At 41.7% G+C, this 17334-nt stretch carries 21 protein-coding genes; 9 read left to right on the top strand and 12 right to left on the bottom strand.

The features are described 5' to 3' along the window. Positions 1-11: 11 nt before the first annotated feature. The 10 genes from rpsC to IEU81_RS08050 form a co-directional block, all read right to left on the bottom strand. Complete coding sequence (gene rpsC / locus IEU81_RS08095) at positions 12-653, bottom strand: 30S ribosomal protein S3 (protein ID WP_092595644.1); 642 nt, start codon at positions 651-653, stop codon at positions 12-14. A 21-nt stretch (positions 654-674) separates the two neighbouring features. After that, positions 675-1058 carry a 50S ribosomal protein L22 gene (gene rplV, locus IEU81_RS08090; protein ID WP_092595646.1) on the bottom strand — a complete coding sequence of 128 codons (384 nt, stop codon included), beginning with the start codon at positions 1056-1058 and terminating at the stop codon, positions 675-677. A 35-nt stretch (positions 1059-1093) separates the two neighbouring features. Beyond that, entirely contained in the window at positions 1094-1369 is a 276-nt protein-coding gene (rpsS, locus tag IEU81_RS08085; protein WP_092595648.1) for a 30S ribosomal protein S19, read from the bottom strand. A gap of 54 nt (positions 1370-1423) precedes the next feature. Beyond that, complete coding sequence (gene rplB, locus IEU81_RS08080; RefSeq protein WP_092595650.1) at positions 1424-2254, bottom strand: 50S ribosomal protein L2; 831 nt, start codon at positions 2252-2254, stop codon at positions 1424-1426. 34 nt (positions 2255-2288) lie between these two features. Next, a complete protein-coding gene (gene rplW, locus IEU81_RS08075; RefSeq protein WP_092595652.1) occupies positions 2289-2561 on the bottom strand; it encodes a 50S ribosomal protein L23 in 273 nt (90 codons plus the stop codon). Then, the gene (gene rplD, locus IEU81_RS08070) at positions 2561-3181 is read right to left on the bottom strand and encodes a 50S ribosomal protein L4 (protein WP_092595654.1); all 621 of its coding nucleotides are present in this window, start codon (positions 3179-3181) and stop codon (positions 2561-2563) included. Before rplD ends, rplW begins: the two co-directional genes overlap by 1 nt. Before the next feature lie 21 nt (positions 3182-3202). Further along, positions 3203-3865, bottom strand: coding sequence for a 50S ribosomal protein L3 (gene rplC / locus IEU81_RS08065; protein WP_092595656.1), 663 nt, complete (start codon positions 3863-3865; stop codon positions 3203-3205). A 23-nt stretch (positions 3866-3888) separates the two neighbouring features. Then, a complete protein-coding gene (gene rpsJ, locus IEU81_RS08060) occupies positions 3889-4197 on the bottom strand; it encodes a 30S ribosomal protein S10 (RefSeq protein ID WP_046789173.1) in 309 nt (102 codons plus the stop codon). Between the two features lie 293 nt (positions 4198-4490). Continuing rightward, entirely contained in the window at positions 4491-5822 is a 1332-nt protein-coding gene (locus IEU81_RS08055; RefSeq protein ID WP_186089400.1) for an NCS2 family permease, read from the bottom strand. A gap of 23 nt (positions 5823-5845) precedes the next feature. After that, positions 5846-6484, bottom strand: a complete 639-nt coding sequence (locus IEU81_RS08050) for a YczE/YyaS/YitT family protein (protein ID WP_092595662.1) — start codon at positions 6482-6484, stop codon at positions 5846-5848. 216 nt (positions 6485-6700) lie between these two features. Here IEU81_RS08050 and IEU81_RS08045 point away from each other — a divergent pair, with 216 nt between their 5' ends. Genes IEU81_RS08045 through IEU81_RS08030 form a run of 4 tightly spaced genes read left to right on the top strand, consistent with a single transcriptional unit; the run spans position 6701 to position 8642 of the window. Beyond that, positions 6701-6868: an SE1832 family protein gene (locus IEU81_RS08045; protein WP_176760565.1), complete on the top strand. Its 168-nt coding sequence runs from the start codon at positions 6701-6703 to the stop codon at positions 6866-6868. Positions 6869-6885: 17 nt separating this feature from the next. Continuing rightward, positions 6886-8040, top strand: a complete 1155-nt coding sequence (locus tag IEU81_RS08040; protein WP_186089402.1) for an MFS transporter — start codon at positions 6886-6888, stop codon at positions 8038-8040. Next, positions 8037-8354: a membrane stabilizing protein MspA gene (mspA, locus tag IEU81_RS08035; protein WP_092595666.1), complete on the top strand. Its 318-nt coding sequence runs from the start codon at positions 8037-8039 to the stop codon at positions 8352-8354. Before IEU81_RS08040 ends, mspA begins: the two co-directional genes overlap by 4 nt. A gap of 12 nt (positions 8355-8366) precedes the next feature. Next, positions 8367-8642 carry a hypothetical protein gene (locus IEU81_RS08030; RefSeq protein ID WP_092595668.1) on the top strand — a complete coding sequence of 92 codons (276 nt, stop codon included), beginning with the start codon at positions 8367-8369 and terminating at the stop codon, positions 8640-8642. A 77-nt stretch (positions 8643-8719) separates the two neighbouring features. Here IEU81_RS08030 and IEU81_RS08025 read toward each other — a convergent pair whose 3' ends face one another. Further along, on the bottom strand, positions 8720-9970 hold the full coding sequence (locus tag IEU81_RS08025) for a lipid II:glycine glycyltransferase FemX (protein WP_186089709.1): 1251 nt from the start codon (positions 9968-9970) through the stop codon (positions 8720-8722). Positions 9971-10038: 68 nt separating this feature from the next. Between IEU81_RS08025 and IEU81_RS08020 the strand changes: the two genes are divergently transcribed. The 4 genes from IEU81_RS08020 to serA all read left to right on the top strand — a co-directional run bounded on the left by IEU81_RS08020 (position 10039) and on the right by serA (position 14205). Next, a complete protein-coding gene (locus IEU81_RS08020) occupies positions 10039-10287 on the top strand; it encodes a hypothetical protein (protein ID WP_092595670.1) in 249 nt (82 codons plus the stop codon). Between the two features lie 70 nt (positions 10288-10357). After that, entirely contained in the window at positions 10358-11410 is a 1053-nt protein-coding gene (locus IEU81_RS08015) for an AAA family ATPase (RefSeq protein WP_092595672.1), read from the top strand. A gap of 61 nt (positions 11411-11471) precedes the next feature. Next, complete coding sequence (locus IEU81_RS08010) at positions 11472-12620, top strand: pyridoxal-phosphate-dependent aminotransferase family protein (protein ID WP_186089404.1); 1149 nt, start codon at positions 11472-11474, stop codon at positions 12618-12620. After that, positions 12607-14205 (top strand): phosphoglycerate dehydrogenase, encoded by a 1599-nt coding sequence (gene serA / locus IEU81_RS08005; protein ID WP_186089406.1) that lies wholly within the window; start codon positions 12607-12609, stop codon positions 14203-14205. Before IEU81_RS08010 ends, serA begins: the two co-directional genes overlap by 14 nt. Before the next feature lie 82 nt (positions 14206-14287). On the opposite strand, the gene IEU81_RS08000 is transcribed toward serA, so the two are convergent. After that, positions 14288-15403 (bottom strand): HAD family hydrolase, encoded by a 1116-nt coding sequence (locus IEU81_RS08000; RefSeq protein ID WP_092595676.1) that lies wholly within the window; start codon positions 15401-15403, stop codon positions 14288-14290. Between the two features lie 228 nt (positions 15404-15631). Between IEU81_RS08000 and IEU81_RS07995 the strand changes: the two genes are divergently transcribed. Then, positions 15632-17299, top strand: a complete 1668-nt coding sequence (locus IEU81_RS07995) for a Na/Pi cotransporter family protein (RefSeq protein ID WP_186089408.1) — start codon at positions 15632-15634, stop codon at positions 17297-17299. The last annotated feature ends 35 nt before the right edge of the window (positions 17300-17334 follow it).

Genomic DNA, 17334 nt, shown 5'->3' with positions numbered 1-17334 from the left:
TTCCTCCTTACTTATTTATTAGTTTTTGTAGGAAGAACTTCTCCACGGTAGATCCATACCTTAACACCTAACTTACCGTAAGTCGTGTCTGCTTCTTCATGCGCATAATCAATGTCTGCACGAAGTGTATGAAGTGGAACTGTTCCTTCACTGTAACCTTCAGCACGAGCGATGTCCGCACCGCCTAAACGTCCTGATACTTGTGTTTTAATACCTTTAGCGCCTGATTTGATAGCTCTTTGAAGCGCTTGTTTTTGTGCTCTACGGAAAGATACACGGTTTTCTAATTGACGCGCAATGTTTTCAGCAACAAGTTTCGCATCCATATCTACCTTTTTAATTTCAATTACGTTGATATGAACTTTCTTGCCAGTCAGGTTAGTCAGCGCAGTACGAAGTTTGTTGATTTCGCTACCGCCTTTACCAATTACCATACCTGGTTTACCTGTGTGTAAAGCAATGTTTACGCGGTTTGCCGCACGTTCAATTTCAACTTTAGAAATTGAAGCGTCTTTTAAATTAGTCTCGATATATTCACGAACTTTTAAGTCTTCATGTAATAGGCTTGCAAAGTTTTTATCTGCGTACCACTTTGCTTCCCAGTCACGAATGACACCTACACGAAACCCAATTGGATTTATCTTTTGGCCCAAGTTAATTCCCTCCTTATATAATTAAGCGTTCTCTGTTTCTTGGTTCTCTTCAGTTTCAACTTCTGCTTCATTAGCATACTCTTCAACTACTACTGTGATATGGCTAGTGCGCTTGTTGATCTTAGTCGCACGGCCTTGTGCACGTGGACGGAATCTTTTAAGCGTTGGACCTTCGTCTGCATAGATTTCTGAAATATACAGGTTGTCGATATCCATATCGTAGTTGTGTTCTGCGTTAGCAACAGCAGATTTAACTAATTTCTCCACTACTGGTGAAGATCTCTTATTTGTAAGTTTTAGTATAGAAATCGCTTCTCCAACTTCTTTTCCTCTTACAAGGTCAAGAATAAGGCGTACTTTACGCGGAGCGATTCTCACAGTTTTAGCAACAGCTTTCGATTGCATGAGTCTTTCCTCCTTTATCGCATATGGTTAGTTATTTATCTTTTTGTCTTTTGATCGTTTCCGTGACCTCTGAAAGTTCTTGTTGGTGCAAATTCACCAAGTTTGTGGCCAACCATATCTTCTGTGATATACACAGGTACATGTTTACGTCCGTCGTATACAGCGATTGTATGTCCGATAAAGTTCGGGAAAACCGTTGAACGGCGTGACCATGTTTTAATTACACTTTTTTTACTGCCCTCGTTCTGAGCCTCTACTTTTTTCATGAGGTGATCGTCGACGAAAGGTCCTTTTTTAAGACTGCGTGCCATGTAGGCGCCTCCTTCCAATAATGCGTGCGGATTTTATCCGCACACTCACATTACTTATTTCTTACGTCCTCTTACTATGAACTTAGTTGAACGGTTTTTACCTTTACGAGTTTTCTTACCAAGAGTTGGTTTACCCCATGGAGAAACTGGTGATGGACGGCCGATTGGCGCTCTACCTTCACCACCACCGTGTGGGTGGTCGTTAGGGTTCATTACAGAACCGCGGACTGTAGGGCGTTTACCTTTCCATCTAGAACGACCGGCTTTACCAATGTTGATAAGTTCGTGCTGTTCGTTACCAACTTGTCCGATTGTCGCTCTGCATGTAAGAAGTACCATACGTACTTCGCCGGAAGCTAATTTAACCAGCGCGTATTTGCCTTCTTTACCTAAAAGCTGTGCACTTGTACCTGCTGAACGTACCATTTGGCCGCCAGCACCTGGTTTTAATTCGATGTTGTGGATTGTTGTACCAACCGGGATATCAGACAATGCTAATGTGTTCCCTGTTTTGATATCTGCTTCAGGTCCACTCATGATTACTGTTCCAACTGTCATGCCTTTAGGTGCTAAGATATATCTCTTTTCACCATCTGCATAAAATACTAACGCGATGTTAGCTGAACGGTTTGGATCGTACTCAATTGTTTTAACTGTTGCAGGAATTCCATCTTTATTACGTTTGAAGTCAATTGTTCTGTATTGACGTTTGTGTCCGCCTGCTTGGTGACGTACAGTGATTTTACCCTGGTTATTACGTCCCGCTCTTTTCGGCAGCGGCGTCAGTAATGAACGTTCAGGTGTTGTTGAAGTGATTTCAGCAAAGTCTGAACCAGTCATGTTACGACGACCATTCGTGGTAGGCTTATATTTTTTAATTGCCATCCTCGTTATACCTCCTTATTGGTATCTTTTATTATTAGAAGATTTCGATTGAACCTTCTTTAAGTTTTACAATCGCTTTTCTTCTTCTGTTTGTATAGCCTTCATAACGGCCCATACGTTTTTTCTTAGGTTTTACATTCATAATGTTTACTTTGTCTACTTTAACGTCGAAGATTTCTTCAACTGCGTGTTTCACTTGAGTTTTTGACGCTCTCAAGTCTACATCAAATGTGTATTTGTCTTCTGACATTAAGTCAGCAGAACGCTCAGTGATTACTGGGCGCTTGATAATGTCTCTTGCCTCCATTATACAAGTACCTCCTCTGCTTTTTTGATTGCTCCCTCAGTGAATATCACATGGTTAGCAGAAAGGATATCTAGTACGTTAAGACCAGCCGGAGTCAACACTGTAACACCTGGGATGTTACGCGCTGATTTTTCAACGATCTCGTCTTTATTTTCAAGTACAAGAAGTACTTTCTTAGCTGCACCAAAGTTTTCAAGAACTGTTAAGAATTCTTTAGTTTTTGGCGCTTCCATTTCAAGGTTGTCAATCACTTGCAGTACTTCTTCATTCACTTTCGCTGAAAGCGCAGAACGAAGTGCAAGTTTTCTCATTTTCTTCGGCATGCTGTAGCTGTAAGATCTAGCAGTCGGTCCAAATACAACGCCGCCTCCGCGGAACTGCGGTGCACGGATTGTACCTTGGCGTGCATTACCTGTACCTTTTTGTTTGAACGGTTTTCTTCCGCCGCCGCGTACTGCTGAACGGTTTTTAACTGCGTGAGTCCCTTGACGAAGTGACGCGCGCTGTAAGTGAACTGCTTCAAATAATACGTGCTGATTTGGTTCAATACCAAATACATCTTGATTTAATTCGATAGAACTTACTTTAGTTCCTTCTTTTGATAAAACATCGATTGCCATGTGTTTATCCTCCCTTCCTTATTACTTGTTACCTTTTTTGATTGATGATGAAAGTTTAACAAAACCTTTTCTAGGTCCTGGTACGTTGCCTTTAATAAGAACAACATTTTTTTCTGCGTCTACACGAACGATTTCTAAGTTCTGCATAGTAATCTTTTTACCACCCATTTGTCCAGGTAATTTTTTACCTTTGAAAACGCGTGACGGGCTGGCAGCCATCGCCATTGCACCTGATCCTCTATGGTAACGTGAACCGTGGCTCATTGGTCCGCGGCTGAAATTGTGTCGCTTGATTGAGCCTTGGAAACCTTTACCTTTTGAAGTTCCTGTTACGTCTACAAAATCGCCTGCAGCAAATGTATCTACAGTGACTTCTTGACCTACGTCAAATTCTTCTGCGTTTAAGTTCTTGAATTCGCGTACGAAGCGCTTAGGTGCAGCACCTGATGCTTTAGCATGGCCTGCTTCTGCTTTGTTGGCATATTTGTTGCTTCTGCCTTTAGCGTTATAATCGCGTTTATCGTCAAAGCCGATTTGTACTGCGTTATAACCATCTGTTTCTTCTGTTTTCTTTTGAACTACTACGTTTCCTGCAGCTTCTACTACTGTTACGGGGATTAATTCTCCGTTTTCACCGAAAACTTGAGTCATCCCAATTTTTCTGCCTAAGATTCCTTTGGTCATCGAAAGTCGCACCTCCTATAATTTTATAACTTGATTTCGATGTCTACGCCTGATGGTAAGTTTAAGCCCATTAGAGCATCAACTGTTTTAGGTGTAGGGTTTAAAATGTCGATAAGACGTTTGTGCGTACGTTGTTCAAACTGTTCACGTGAATCTTTGTATTTGTGCACGGCACGAATAACTGTGTAAACTGTTTTTTCAGTTGGTAACGGAATCGGTCCTGATACATCTGCACCTGAACGTTTTGCCGTTTCAACGATTTTCTCTGCTGATTGATCCAGCACTCTGTGGTCGTACGCTTTTAAACGAATACGAATTTTTTGCTTTGCCATTATTTATACCTCCTTATGGTCGTCATCCTATTAATGGTAGACTATCTCCGCGAAAATTTTCTTACACATCAGCCATGGCAATGCGGCCGGGTGTGTCAGTAACCTCTCGCTTCATCGATGTGTGATGTGCATTGGATCAGCACTTCACGTATAAAGGACACAATGGTGTCCGCTTAAGTCCAACGTTAGATATGATACAGTAAAAGAGCGAAGAAATCAATAGATATCTAAAGATTTCTTCACTCTTTTTTAAATTTCTTTACTATTCTTTAATATATGCATGTGATTGAATATTAATTGATGAAAATAAAGTACAGTACAAAGACAACCAGCAGTGCGTACATGATCGGATTAACTTCTTTTCTTTTGCCCGCCATAATCATGGTAATTGGATAGAAGATAAAGCCGATCGCAATCCCCGTCGCTATACTATAAGTTAACGGCATCATAAATACTGTTAAGAATGCCGGCACTGCCACTTCAAATCTGCCCCAGCTGATCTTCGATAAGTTCGAGGCCATTAAAATTCCTACTATTATAAGCGCGGGCGCCGTTACTTCAGAAGTGAATGTTACAATCAGCGGAGAAAAGAATACCGCTGCTAAGAATAACACACCGGTAACAACCGAAGCAAATCCGCTTCTGGCTCCCGCAGCCACACCCGCAGTCGATTCTACATAAGATGTCGTTGTGGATGTACCGAAAATCGCACCTGTAATCGTCGCAAAGGCGTCTGCAAGCAGCGCTTTGCCCGCCCGTGGAAGTTTGTTATCTTTGATCAGGTTGGCTTGTGAAGCGACACCAACGAGCGTTCCTGCTGTATCAAAGAAATCTACAAATAGGAATGTCAGTACAACGATCAGAAACTGGACGTTAAATATCGTGTCGAAATCGAACAATCCTTCAAATGCTGCACCAAATGTCGGTGCTACACTTGGAACAGAACCGACGATAGCCGAAGGCATTGGAACAATCCCCGTTAATATTCCCAATATGGCTGTTGCAATCATACCGATAAATATAGCAGCTGGAACTTTTTTAGTCATTAATATAACAGTAATAACCAGACCTGCAAAAGTCAGCAGTACTCCGCCGCTCTGTACATCTCCGAGACTGATAAGCGTCGATTCATCACCCGCAATCACACCCGATGACTGCAGTCCGACAAAAGTTATGAAAAATCCAATACCTGCACTGACTGCCATCTTCATTTCCATCGGAATTGAGTTAATCACATATTCGCGTAAACCGGTTAAAGTCAGAATGACAAAAATTACTCCCGAGAATAGGACACCTGTCAGTGCTGTCTGCCATGGGATTTCCATAGTCAACACTACTGTAAATGCGAAAAATGCATTCAGCCCCATACCTGGAGCAAGTGCGATCGGATACTTCGCAATAATCCCCATAAATAAACAGCCGACAAAAGCAGCCAAACACGTCGCAACAAAGACAGCATTGATATCCATCTTCATCGAGTCCGGCACACCCTCTACACCTTGCAGAGATAAGATTGACGGGTTGACCGCCAGCACGTAGGCCATCGACAGGAAGGTCGTGATCCCCCCTATTATTTCTTTTCTAAAGCTAGTATCCAGTTCATCGAAACCAAAAAACTTCTTCATATTTAACTCCAATCAAATCATGATTATTTTAATTTTATTATCCGCGGATCATTGTGACCGATAAAGCGGACCAGCAGTTCTCTCGTATAAGGGAAAAACATTTCTATTATCTTACCGTAAAACAGCACGATCAGCACCGTACCGATAAAGACCGGACCGCCGAGTATTAATCCTGCCACTGCAACGACTAACTCCATCAAAAAGCGCGCTCTCGACATCCTTAAATTAAACTTCATAACTAAAACCATCATTAAAGAGTCTCTCGGACCCGCACCGAGATTCGGCGTCATGTAAAAAGCAGAACCGAAAGCTGCTATAAATACACCCGCTGTAAAAAATACAGCTTGAGCAGGCCATGATTCAACATCGGGAAGCAGCCAGACAAAAAAGTCTATAAATGCACCGATGGTAACTAAGTTGACATAGACTCCGCCTTTAGGGAATGCTCTTAAAATTAAAGATGTAGAAATCACAATGATAATGCCGATAATGACCGACCAGCTTCCAAACGTCAGTCCAAGTGATTGCCATAAGCCAAAATGCAGTACATCCCATGGAGACAAACCCATAAGAAATCCTTTAACCTGCATGGCAATACCGATTGATAAAATGATTAAACCTACAAAGTAAAACAGGCAGCGTTTCACAAAACTGCGCGACACACTATCACTCCTATGTATAATAACTATAATGCTTTACAGTTGATTTAATCTCAAATACAAGTATATTATACACCTATTCTCACAGAAATCTATGCTAAATCCGTACATTTTTGATAATTTAAGCTGGAATGTTTGTCTAAAAATTCTTGCTTTCTCATCACATTTAAGAGCCATCATTTATGATATGATATTAGTGAAGTTTAGGTGGTGGTAAAAATGGATCTGGAAAGTAAATTACAGGAACTTAAATATGAATACACACATCTCCAGGGTGATTTGGAAAAAATCGAATCCACTGGACAGCCCACGTCAAAAATGACCGATCGCCTCAGCGAACTTGAAGAAGAAATTAAAGAAGTCCGCCAGGCTCTAAAAAATAAGTAAGCTCAGGAGTGTATATAATGAAAAGAATGATTACACTAATTATGATCATTCAATTTTTAATATATTTCGGGTTCAGCATGATTATCCCTGTGATTCCTGAACTCGTTAATGTACTCGGCGTCAGCACGATACATATGGGGCTGCTGCTCGCTGTTTATTCCCTGGCAAGTTTTCTGTCAGCGCCCTTCTTCGGCCGTTTGTCCGACCGTACCGGCCGGCGTCCGCTCTTACTCGGCGGCCTCTTGGCATTTGCGTTCAGCTTTTTAATATTCGGTCTGTTTATCGATAACCTGGCGATCTTATACATCAGCAGAATTATCGGCGGTGCCGCCTCAGGTGCACTGTATACTGCAACGACGAGTATGGTTGCAGATATCACAACACGCGAAGAACGTACTAAATATATGGGTCTTGTCGGCATGTGCATCGGTTTTGGCTTTATTTTCGGCCCGGGCGTCGGCGGGCTGCTTGCTGGTATAAGTCTCAGTCTTGCCTACTACGTTACCGCTGTCGTTATTACAGGTGCTTTGATTTTCAGTTTCCTTAAAGTCAAAGAAACTTATCAACAATCTACAAAAGAGACACCAAAAACGATTACTCTGACAACAGATTATTTTATGCAGCCGATTGGTATTCTGATGATTGGAACCTTTTTTGTAATGTTCTTTATGAGCGGAATGGAAAGTACCTTCCAGCTGCTCGGCCAGGATCGCATTAACATTACACCTACTGAAATGGGCGCCTTATTTTTCATCGGCGGTATTTTTAATGCCCTGACTCAAGGCGTATATATAAGGAAACTTAAAGACGGTCAGGAGAAAAAAGCAATGGTTGCTGGACAGATTATGGCAGTCATCGCATTTATAATGCTGCCCTTCATGAACAGTCTGATATATGCCGGCGTCTGCATCGTACTGCTTATGACAGGAAATGCACTGGCAAAAACTTTAATGACCTCGCAGATTACGAAAGAAGCATCCGCCCACGACATGGGACGTGTCACGGCGACGACTTATTCAATGGACAGTCTCGGCAGAATTTGCGGCCCGCTCGTTTTTAATGCGCTATTTTTAATATCTGCCGGCCTACCGTTTTATTTCGGCGCCTTGATGACTATATTATCGACGCATTTTATTTTCCAATATTATAGAAAAAGAAGGAGAGTCGCATGACTTTACTATCGCTCCTCATGCTTTTAATTTATATCGTTATCAGTGCCGCAACAATTATTAATTTAAGATCGCGCACTTTGGATATTGCACGCTACATATCAGGTGCTGCATTTTTAATAATGATGATTACATTCAGCCTGTCCTTGACGAGCCCGGATTTATATATCGTTCTGGCACTATCTCTATGTATCGTGCTGTCAGTTGAAATCACAGCTTTCAAAGAAACAAAAGGCGATCGCGCAAATTTATTTTTAATACATGCGTTCACGCTGACGATGGCACTCGTACTGATTATTATTTTGATTACACTGTAAGGGGAACTGCCCATGAGAAGGGTCATTTTAATACTGCTGATGTTAATTCAGATATTATTCTTTATTAATTACACGATTAATGACGGCATTATATTTTATAACATTTATATATGGTTCACTATCGCTGCACTGGCAATTATCGTAGGTGTCCGGGCCTTTCGCTCAGAACCGCATTTAAACGAAAGCCGGCATATGCATTCTTATTTTTCACTCGCTTTAATTATTGTGTCGTGCGCATCCGTATTGTTTATCTTGTATATTGCAATTATGCAGCCGTATTATTTATAAAATCTTGCCATACAGTTCTTTTGCATACAAAGCCCCGTATATCTCTTACTTTCTAGAGATATACGGGGCTTTTCTTCTTATTTTCTTTTGATAATTTTGTTCAGCTTCATTTTGCCTTTTTGGAACAGCGGGAACATCACTTCAGCCAATGTGAATAACGGCCGGTTCATGACATAATCAAACTCCCCGATCTTATCAGACACTTCTGTCCCCCACACTTTTTTAAACTGCCATAAGCCGAAATGTTCGTCGTCTTTGTCAGGCTCAACCGACACGCCGCCGAAGTCATATGTCTGTGCACCATGTTCTCTCGCATACTGCATCATGTGCCATTGCATATGATGATTCGGTAAAAACTCCCTGAAATCATTAGACGATGCACCGTACAGATAGTATGACTTATGGCCGGACTGTGCGTATAAGGCGCCTGACAGCAGCACGCCGTCAGGATGCGTCCGTTTGATTTCAAGCATGCCGTCAAGCTGGCCCTGTAATTTATTCATACGATTGTTTAAATTTTCAAGCTGATTGTACTTCTTCTGTTCATCTTTTATTTTGTCAGCTTTAGCAATATCTTTCTTTACTTTATTAATGTCTTCTTCAAGAGATTCGGATGCTTCTTTAGGCATCAGCTTAACGAGAAATAATTCCATATGCCCAGCGGGGTTTAAATGATCATACAATGATTCAAAATAAGTGATATCTCTCGTTAAAAAGCCGTCGCGTTCACCGGTCTCTTTCATTAATTTAACGAAGTCAGTCAAGTCTTTTCTGCCTGCTTTGATCACTTCCGTACCTGCACGCAGTGAATTACGGACTTTAGTTCGGTTATTCCGCTCAAAACTCTGCAGCAGGGCTTTATCGTCCAGGCTGACATCAGTCACCATTGTCGTCCTTGGCTGAATGACATCTTTACTCATACCGTCAGTCAGTCCGTGATGATTAAAGCCGAGCGCCTCTAAATAGCTGATGACATTCTCATTACCTGCAGCAGGTATATCCGGGTCAATTTTAATTGTGTAGGATTTTTCATCCCGGGCAATTTTGACCGCTTCATCGAGCAGTGCTTTAACAACTTCCTCGTCTTGGTAGTCGCATACAAAGCCGCGGGATGCATAGCACATTGTAAAAAAGGTTTTGGGTACTTTTTTAAACAGCAGCATTGCCGCACCTTCTGTGTTTCCATTACGGCCGACAGCGATTCTTCTCGAATACCAGCCCGTCAGTTCTTTTGACCCCGCCCACGAAGTCAGCTGAAGTAAATCACCTGACGGGTGCGACATTACGAATTCATCATGTTCTTTATCTGTAATATTTAATACTTCCACCATATTTCCTCACCAATCATTTCTTTATTATTTCTGATATAATAAATCCCCAAAGGGAGCGTGTAAAAATGAAACCATTCATTTTAATTATATTAGCAGCAATTAATATTTACAGCCTGATAAACATCTCCGTCACATATCAGCACGAAGATTTAATTGCACTGCTCAGCACGAGAATTATTTTCATGGCAGTTTCTATAATACTGTCCGCCTTATTTTTAATTGCCGGCGCTTCAAGAAGTCTTAAAATTATCGCGGCCGCAACAATTTTAACAGGCTTGCTGCATTTCATTTCAATCATTTTAATTTACATTTAATTTCTACAATATTGTAGCACATTTCTATAATCAGTTCTTTTGATATCATCTGACACAGGAGTAGATAAATATGAGAGATCTTGGAATTTATTTTGGTACATTCGCACCATGCCATGTCGGCCATTTCGAACAGATTGTCCGAGCAAAAAGGGAAAACAGGCATGCAGTTGTCATTATTAGCGGCTACAAGGGAGACCGCGGTGATTCTATCGGCATGAACCTTGAACATAGAGCCAGAGCCATGCGTCAGCTGTTAAAAAACGACAGCAACATATCTATACTGCAGCTCGATGAATCTAATATTCCCCGCTACCCGGACGGCTGGCAGCCATGGCTGGAAATGCTGGAGCGATTAATTGTTCAAAGTAAGGATGCGCTCGATTTTGATGTGAAACGCGTAACTTTCTATATGGGAGAAAGCGACTATGTCGAACCGCTTGAGTCTTATTTTAATACCGCCTGGCCAAATATCGATATTAGAATGACGATGGTCGACAGAAAAATACTCGGTATCAGCGGTACGGAAATCAGAGAAACCCCTATTTTAAACTGGGATTACGTCACCCGGCCATTCCGCCGGTTTTTCGTTCAAAACGTTCTGATAACCGGTGCCCCGAACAGCGGAAAATCGATGCTGACAGAAGACCTTGCCCGGAGATATTCTACGAGTTTTTCAATAGAATACGCCGGTAAGTACTTTGAAGAACATCAATTAAAAACTCCCGATCTAGATGCTAAAGACTTTCATGCTATCGGCATCGGTCAATTCGAGCTGAACCGCAAACATATCCATTCGAATGCCACCCGTAAAGTATTTTTTGCGGATACCGATGTCCTGTATTCTAAAGTCCATAATATGTTCGCACTTCACGAAGAGAAAGAATACGTCAATCAAATTTTTGAGCACTATATTCGCCTGCAGACCTGGAGTCTGATTTTTATTATGCCGCCAAAGCAAGATGCATCAGAATATGATGTGACATTCTACGAACTGCTTATAGACCAGCTGAAACACTATAATTTGATCGATCAGACTGTTATTTTAGACGATACGTATCAAAACAATTATTTGAAAGCCCATGCTTTAATCGATGAAATTTTAGAAGAAGGAAAAGATAACTGAATTTATAGATTTTTCTGTTATAATGTAATTTAATATTTACTTATTATTAGGAGGAATCGCTATGCAGGAAGAATTACTTCTCACACCAGGGCCGACACCTGTTGCCCGCCGCACTTATCAAGCAATGTCTCAAGGTATTTTTGGTCACCGTACTAACCGTTTCAAAGCTTTGTCAGCTGATATCCAGAATAAGCTCCAGCCTTTGTTCGGCACGGATCATCCGGTTGCCGTACTGACTTCATCTGGCACCAGCGCCTTAGAAGCTGCCATGGTAAATCTTGTCGATGACGGCGACAGTGTTGTGATTATCGTCAGCGGTGTATTCGGCGGAAAGTTCGCTGATATCGCTGGCCGCTATAATTTTAAAGTCCATATTTATGATGTGACCTGGGGCCAAGCGGCAGACCCTGAAGCCTTTAGAGAATATTTAAATGGTATTGATAATCTTGCTGCAGTATTTACTCAGGCATGCGAAACCTCAACATCCGTCCTGCATCCTTTGGCTGAACTTTCAAAAGTTGTTCACGATTATAAAGAGGATGCGCTCTTTATCGTCGATGCAGTCAGTGCACTAGGCGGTGCCGATATTCATATGGACAGAGATAAGATTGACTGTCTCGTTTCCGGCAGCCAGAAAGCAATGATGCTGCCGCCGGGACTTGCCTTTGTTGCTGTTAACGATAAAGCCCTCGGTAAAATTAACCGTTCGGCACACGGCCGCTACTACCTCGACTTAAAAATGTATTTTAAATCACTGGAAGTTGACTATACGCCTCAGACACCAGCCGTTACTTTATACCAGGGCCTTGACGATGTTCTCAATATGATTCACGACGAAACGCTTGAACAGGTATATGTGCGCCATAAAAATATGCAAAAAATGCTTCGCCGCGGCATTGAAGCACTGGAACTCGAACTCTTAGTCAAGGAAGAAGATGCCTCACCGACTGTTACTGCTGTCAAATCATCACCTGAAGAAATTGCCCATATAAAAGATGAACTTGAAAATAATTACCACATTGCTGTAGCCGGCGGACAAAAAGATCTCGCTGGAAAGATTATCCGCATCGGTCATATGGGCTTCATGTTCCCGAAAGACATGCTTGCAATTTTAAGTGCACTGGAAGATATCCTAAGCAGACTGCGCAATAAAAACTATTACGGCAAAGCATTAACAGCCGCCCAGGAGAGTTTATATGAGCAAGCATAAAGTAATCGTCCTTGACCCTGTCAGCCAAGAAGGTATCCAGGCTCTGATCGACCATGATGATTTCGAAGTGACGCGTCAGGAAGGTCTGACGGAAGCCCAGATCATCGACATCATTCATGATTTCGACGCAGTCATTGTCCGCAGTCAGACAACTGTGACAAAAAGAATTATCCAGCATGCTAAAAACTTAAAAATGATTGCCCGTGCGGGTGTCGGTGTCGATAATATCGATATTGATGCCGCGACAAAACACGGTGTTATCGTTGTCAATGCACCGGAAGGCAATACAATTTCCGCTACGGAACATACACTCGCAATGATGCTGTCCATGGCGAGAGACATTCCAGAAGCTTATAAGGAACTCACCGGGGGCACTTGGAATCGCAGCGCCCACAAAGGTGTTGAGTTATACGGCAAGACACTCGGAATTATCGGTGCAGGTAAAATTGGCTTTGGTGTTGCAAGACGTGCCAAAAGTTTCGGAATGAAAATTGTCGCTTTCGATCCTTACTTATCCGATGAAAAGGCCCGGGACAATGAAATTACAAAAATGGAAGTTGATGAAGTCGCTGCGGCTGCAGATTTCGTTACTGTCCATACCCCTTTAACTCCGCAGACTAAAGGAATTATCGGTGCAGACTTTTTCAGACGATGTAAAAAAGAGGGTATTTACGTTATCAATGTCGCTCGAGGCGGCATCGTCGATGAGGATGCACTCTTAGAAGCTCTCGACGCAGGTATTGTCAAAGGTGCCGCACTCGACGTTTTCGTCACTGAACCGCCTGAGAAAACTGCGCTGTTAAATCACCGGCGCACAGTAGTTACACCGCATCTCGGCGCATCTACAACTGAAGCTCAGCAAAAAGTAGCAGTCAGCGTATCTAAAGAAATCATCGAGTATTTCACTGATAATAAAATTACACATGCGGTGAATGCGCCGCGTGTCAGCAGTTCGGTCAATGAAGAATTAAAACCGTATATGTCTATCGTGAAACATCTCGGTCAATTTGGCATTCAGCTGCTCGATACACCCCCTCAGGAAATCAAGCTGAAATATCACGGCGATATTGCCGTTGATGATACGAGCATATTAACCCGCACCTTTGTAACACATCTTTTAGAACCGCATTTCGGAGAAGAAGTGAACATTATTAATGCTCTCTATTATTTAAATGAGCTCGATGTCACATATAAAGTGGAAAAGAAGGCAAAAGCTGACGGCTACACAAACTATTTGGAAATCGAACTGATCAACGGCAATGAACACGTTACTCTCGGTGCTTCTACGATTCCGGGCTACGGCGAGCGTCTGGTTAAAATTAACGATTATCCAATCGACTTCAAACCCGAAGAGAATATACTCATTATCGAACATACAGACCGTCCCGGTATTATAGGGGAACTCGGTGCCTTACTCGGCGAACACCAGGTCAATATTGCTTCGATGCAGCTGGCACGCTTATCAAAAGAAGGAGACGCTATGGTCTTATTCACACTCGATAACCCGCCTGCCGAAGAAACGCACAGAAAAATCGAGGATATAATGAACATCCATAAGGTCCACACTATTCAATTAAAAAATTAGCTGAACAAAAATAATCCGTACACTAGTCTCAAAGGAGTCTAGTGTACGGATCTTTTTTTATTAAATATATTTCTTTACTATCTTACTGCTCAAGCAGATGATTTACTAAATCCGGAACACTCAGTACATTTTTTAACATCTGCGCTTTAGCTACATTTAAGTCCTCAAAAGTAGTTATTATGTCATCACCTGTTAAACCGGTCAATGTCGCAATAAAAGTTGCGCCAATTTTATCTGCACAGTAAAAATCAGCTACTGAGTCTCCGACGATAAAAATCTGTTCATCACTTTCATTTTGACCATGGACTGCAGCGTTAAACAGCGTGTCATTTTGCATATATAAACTCCACAGATAACTGAATGGGTGAGGTTTTGTCAGAGCATGAGACACAGCGCTTTTATCTTCTGCAGCCATCACTTCACTCGCTGTAGAAATTCTATTCTCATCGAATACTTCCAAAAGTCCAGCTTGCTCAAAAGGCAGGAGTGTTTCCTGTCTCGGACGTCCCGTCGCTACACCAATCGTATAGCCCTGTTCAGTCAGACTGTTTAGCATCGCTTTAATTTCCGCCGGATCTACGATCCATTCCTCATCATATATAAATCCTGTTTTACCAAGTTCTTCTGCCGGAATTCCAGTATCCGCTTCAACCAGATCGCTGCCGAGATACCACTCCTGATATTTAAAATGCCCCTGTTCCCAAATTGGACCGTACATTTTAAAGACTTCCGGATCCTGGATGTTCTGCAGCGTTGCTGCATGCTCAATTAGTGCAGTATATATTTCGTCTTTCGTGAAATTTTCCCGGGAAATAAACTCCAGCACTGCTTCAGGATTAACTGAAACTTCTCCGAGCATATCACCCACTTCATTTAAGTTAGTAATATCTATATCTGCAAGGTTTAAGTTCTCCTGTTTTAAAATATCTATGTATATAATTGCAAACGTAATAAACAGCATATCCCAGTTCGAATTCAGACCCGCCTCTTTAAAGCGTTTCAGAATCTGATCCTCTGCAAAAATAACAGAGCGTATTTCTTTTATATTTTCTTCAGAATAATCCGTGACAAACTTCCTGCCATCTAAGTTTAAATAGCGCGGATTATAAAGAAGCTCTTCGACTGTCAGTGCCGATACATCAAAACATCTCTCTTCGCTTAAAAACACACCGTCAACATCAAACAGAATCGTTGTCATGATAACACTCCAGTAATTTTTTTGATGTTTTCAGTTTCTCACACCCCCATAAGATTGTCGACTATTTTTACAAATTTTCTGGCAACTTGAACTTTTATGTCATATATCAATTTTATGTTTTAAAATATACGCTTTTGTACTATGATAATTAGTAGATTGTAAATTTATCTCTAAGCTTATTAAGGTATTGTAAAGTTTGTAAATTAAATATTATATGGAGGACTCTTTATGTCTCTTAGTCCAATGGAAGTTATCTTTATGTTCCTCGGAGGACTCGGTATCTTCTTGTACGGTATTAAACAAATGGGTGACGGTCTTCAGGCCGCTGCCGGTGATCGTTTAAGGGATATCTTAAACCGCATGACTTCTAACCCTGTCAGAGGCGTTATCGCCGGAATTATCGTTACTGTTTTAATTCAAAGCAGTTCCGGTGCAACTGCAATTACTATCGGTTTAGTAAGTGCAGGCTTCCTCACTTTAAGACAGGCTATCGGTGTTATTTTAGGTGCCAACATCGGTACGACTGTAACAGCATTTATTATCGGTCTTGATATCGGCGCTTATTCTTTACCTATTCTCGCTGTCGGTTCATTTATGCTGTTTTTCTTTAAGAGCAACCAGATTATTAATATCGGGAGAATTCTTTTCGGCTTCGGTGCACTCTTCTACGGTCTCGAGTTAATGGGAGACGGTGTCGGTCCGCTTGCTGATCTTGAATATTTCCAAAATCTGATGCTTGCTATGAGTGACAACTCATTCCTCGGTCTGACCGTTGGTGTGATACTCACTGTAATCGTACAAAGTTCCAGCGCGACGATTGCAATACTGCAAAATTTCTATGCCAATGATATGGTTGACTTGCAGGCAGCACTGCCTATTCTGCTCGGCGACAATATCGGTACGACAATTACAGCAGTACTTGCAGCCTTAGCAGGATCTATTGCAGCAAAACGCGCTGCACTCGTCCATGTAACGTTCAACTTAATCGGGGCAACGATATTCATGATTCTGATGCCTGTGTTTATAATGTATGTCGGCTCTCTGGAAGATTTCCTCAGCCTGAATAAACCAATGACAATTGCCTTTGCTCATGGTTCCTATAACATTATCAACACTTTGATTCATATACCATTCGTTGGTGCCCTCGCATGGCTGGTTGTTAAAATTATTCCGGGGCGGGATTTCTCAGAAGACTTTACGCCTCAGCATCTAGACCCGTTATTATTAAAACAATCACCGGGTATCGCAATCCAGGGTGCTCAAAGTGAAGTAAAAAATTTAGGAGAACTTGTTCTCAGCACACTGCAGGATGCACGTAAGTACAGTGACAAAGAGGACGCTAAACTCTTTAAGCAGATTGAAGATAAAGTCAATGTCACCGGCACGCTGCAAGACAGCATACGCAGCTACTTACTCGACGCTTCCAAGTACGAGATTTCGCAGGAAGACACCGAACGGGTCAGTACCCTGCTTGAAGTTTCGAGAATCTTATTAAAAGTCAGTACACAAGCTAAAAACCTTGCTGATCAGTACCACATGAAGTACGAAAATAAAATTCAGCTGTCAGATGAAGCGAAAGATGGTCTGGAAGACTTATACAGTCACGTCTACGAATCATTCACCAAGTCACTTGAAACACTTGATGTGTACAATCCTCAAGCGCTTGAACAGGTGATTAGATTAAGCCAGAAATCTCACAGAATTGAAAACAAACTCCGCAAAGAACATATCAAACGCCTTTCAAGAGGCGAATGTTCAACGGACGGCGGCGCACTTTATGTAGAATTAATCAGTAATCTCGAACGTATTGGCTACAATGCAAGAAATATTACAGAGACAAACTTAAACATCGTCAATGAAGAGTTCTTACACGATGACTTTACAGTTTACGACTGATATTAAAAACGCTCAGGGAAAATTCCCTGAGCGTT

This window comes from Jeotgalicoccus aerolatus, assembly GCF_014635205.1.
GTDB lineage: Bacteria > Bacillota > Bacilli > Staphylococcales > Salinicoccaceae > Jeotgalicoccus > Jeotgalicoccus aerolatus.
The sequence above is the reverse complement of the archived record's forward strand: the minus strand, read 5'-3'. Positions and strand labels throughout refer to the sequence as shown.

What these genes read in the sequence shown, in the direction of transcription:
- rplV (WP_092595646.1), bottom strand. Translation starts at nt 1,058, where the DNA reads ATGCAATCGAAAGCTGTTGCTAAAACTGTGAGAATCGCTCCGCGTAAA.
- rpsS (WP_092595648.1), bottom strand. Translation starts at nt 1,369, where the DNA reads ATGGCACGCAGTCTTAAAAAAGGACCTTTCGTCGACGATCACCTCATG.
- rplB (WP_092595650.1), bottom strand. Translation starts at nt 2,254, where the DNA reads ATGGCAATTAAAAAATATAAGCCTACCACGAATGGTCGTCGTAACATG.
- rplW (WP_092595652.1), bottom strand. Translation starts at nt 2,561, where the DNA reads ATGGAGGCAAGAGACATTATCAAGCGCCCAGTAATCACTGAGCGTTCT.
- rplD (WP_092595654.1), bottom strand. Translation starts at nt 3,181, where the DNA reads ATGGCAATCGATGTTTTATCAAAAGAAGGAACTAAAGTAAGTTCTATC.
- rplC (WP_092595656.1), bottom strand. Translation starts at nt 3,865, where the DNA reads ATGACCAAAGGAATCTTAGGCAGAAAAATTGGGATGACTCAAGTTTTC.
- rpsJ (WP_046789173.1), bottom strand. Translation starts at nt 4,197, where the DNA reads ATGGCAAAGCAAAAAATTCGTATTCGTTTAAAAGCGTACGACCACAGA.
- IEU81_RS08055 (WP_186089400.1), bottom strand. Translation starts at nt 5,822, where the DNA reads ATGAAGAAGTTTTTTGGTTTCGATGAACTGGATACTAGCTTTAGAAAA.
- IEU81_RS08045 (WP_176760565.1), top strand. Translation starts at nt 6,701, where the DNA reads ATGGATCTGGAAAGTAAATTACAGGAACTTAAATATGAATACACACAT.
- IEU81_RS08040 (WP_186089402.1), top strand. Translation starts at nt 6,886, where the DNA reads ATGAAAAGAATGATTACACTAATTATGATCATTCAATTTTTAATATAT.
- mspA (WP_092595666.1), top strand. Translation starts at nt 8,037, where the DNA reads ATGACTTTACTATCGCTCCTCATGCTTTTAATTTATATCGTTATCAGT.
- IEU81_RS08030 (WP_092595668.1), top strand. Translation starts at nt 8,367, where the DNA reads ATGAGAAGGGTCATTTTAATACTGCTGATGTTAATTCAGATATTATTC.
- IEU81_RS08020 (WP_092595670.1), top strand. Translation starts at nt 10,039, where the DNA reads ATGAAACCATTCATTTTAATTATATTAGCAGCAATTAATATTTACAGC.
- IEU81_RS08015 (WP_092595672.1), top strand. Translation starts at nt 10,358, where the DNA reads ATGAGAGATCTTGGAATTTATTTTGGTACATTCGCACCATGCCATGTC.
- IEU81_RS08010 (WP_186089404.1), top strand. Translation starts at nt 11,472, where the DNA reads ATGCAGGAAGAATTACTTCTCACACCAGGGCCGACACCTGTTGCCCGC.
- serA (WP_186089406.1), top strand. Translation starts at nt 12,607, where the DNA reads ATGAGCAAGCATAAAGTAATCGTCCTTGACCCTGTCAGCCAAGAAGGT.
- IEU81_RS08000 (WP_092595676.1), bottom strand. Translation starts at nt 15,403, where the DNA reads ATGACAACGATTCTGTTTGATGTTGACGGTGTGTTTTTAAGCGAAGAG.
- IEU81_RS07995 (WP_186089408.1), top strand. Translation starts at nt 15,632, where the DNA reads ATGTCTCTTAGTCCAATGGAAGTTATCTTTATGTTCCTCGGAGGACTC.